The organism is Arthrobacter sp. TMT4-20, assembly GCF_054510775.1.
Map to the genome: position 1 here is coordinate 1 of NZ_JBTNDW010000038.1, position 1386 is coordinate 1386.

Here is a 1386-nt window from a genome sequence, read left to right on the forward strand (position 1 = left end):
GGGACTGTTCGGAATTTGGTGTTTTTGGCCTGATACGTCGGGCGTGAGTCTGGCGGGGAAGGTGCCGTGATGACGACACTGGATGCTGTGAAGAAAAACAAGGCGGAGCCCTCTGCCGAAGAGGTGGCCGCGAAAGAGTTGGTGCGGATGGCGGCCGAGCAGGGACTGTCCCTGACTGGCCCCGACGGGTTGCTGAAGCAGTTTACGAAGACGGTTCTTGAGACCGCGCTGAATGAGGAAATGACTGATCATCTCGGGCATGAGAAAAACCGGGCTGCTCAGGATCGGGATACCTCGAACGTACGAAACGGATCAAGGCCGAAAACAGTCCTGACCGAAGCAACCGGGCATGTTCAGATCGAGGTTCCCCGGGATCGGGACGGGACGTTTAATCCGGTCATTGTGAAAAAACACCAGCGCCGGTTGACCGGTGTCGACGAGATGGTCCTATCCCTTTATGCCCACGGTCTGACGACCGGGGAGATCAGTGCCCATTTCGCCCAGATATACGGGGCGCAGGTGTCCAAGGAGACCATTTCGAGGATTACCGACAAGGTCTCCGAGGAAATGGCCAGCTGGTCCTCGCGACCTCTCGATAGCGTTTACGCGGCGATCTTCATTGATGCGATCGTGGTCAAGATTCGAGACGGCCAGGTGGCCAACAGGCCCATCTACGCCGCTATCGGGGTCTCGCTGGAAGGCGAGAAAGACGTCCTCGGCCTTTGGGCCGGTAACGGCGGTGAAGGGGCGAAGTTTTGGATGAGTGTCCTCACGGACATGAAGAACCGGGGTGTGAGCGATACGTTCTTCCTGGTCTGCGACGGCCTGAAAGGTTTGCCGGAGGTAGTGTCCAACGTTTGGCCCCTCACGACGGTTCAAACATGCATCATCCACTTGATCAGGAACACATTCCGGCTGGCGTCGAAGAAGGACTGGGATGCCCTCAAAAAAGATGTCCGCCCGATTTACACTGCCCCGAACGCCGCAGCAGCCCGAGTCGCGTTGGACGAGCTGACGGATAAGTGGGGCCGGAAATACGCGGCCATCATCAGATTGTGGGAAAACGCGTGGGAGGAATTCACGCCCTTTCTCGACTACGACGTTGAGATCCGCACCGTCATCTGCAGCACGAACGCAATCGAGTCGCTGAACGCACGATACCGGCGGGCAGTACGGGCTCGTGGACATTTTCCGACCGAGGCTGCCGCGCTGAAATGCCTCTATCTCGTCACTCGGTCTCTTGACCCCACCGGTGTTGGCAGGACACGCTGGACCGTACGGTGGAAACCCGCGCTGAATGCCTTTGCCATCACTTTCGCCGGGCGTTGGCCGGCAGCCGAAACCTACTAACTAAAATGCTGAAAACACCGAAAAAGTTACAGACCC

At 57.9% G+C, this 1386-nt stretch carries 1 protein-coding gene; it reads left to right on the plus strand.

What is annotated here, in order from left to right:
- Positions 1-66: 66 nt before the first annotated feature.
- The gene (locus ACX80Z_RS15925) at positions 67-1350 is read left to right on the plus strand and encodes an IS256 family transposase (protein WP_459316572.1); all 1284 of its coding nucleotides are present in this window, start codon (positions 67-69) and stop codon (positions 1348-1350) included.
- Positions 1351-1386 lie beyond the last annotated feature (36 nt).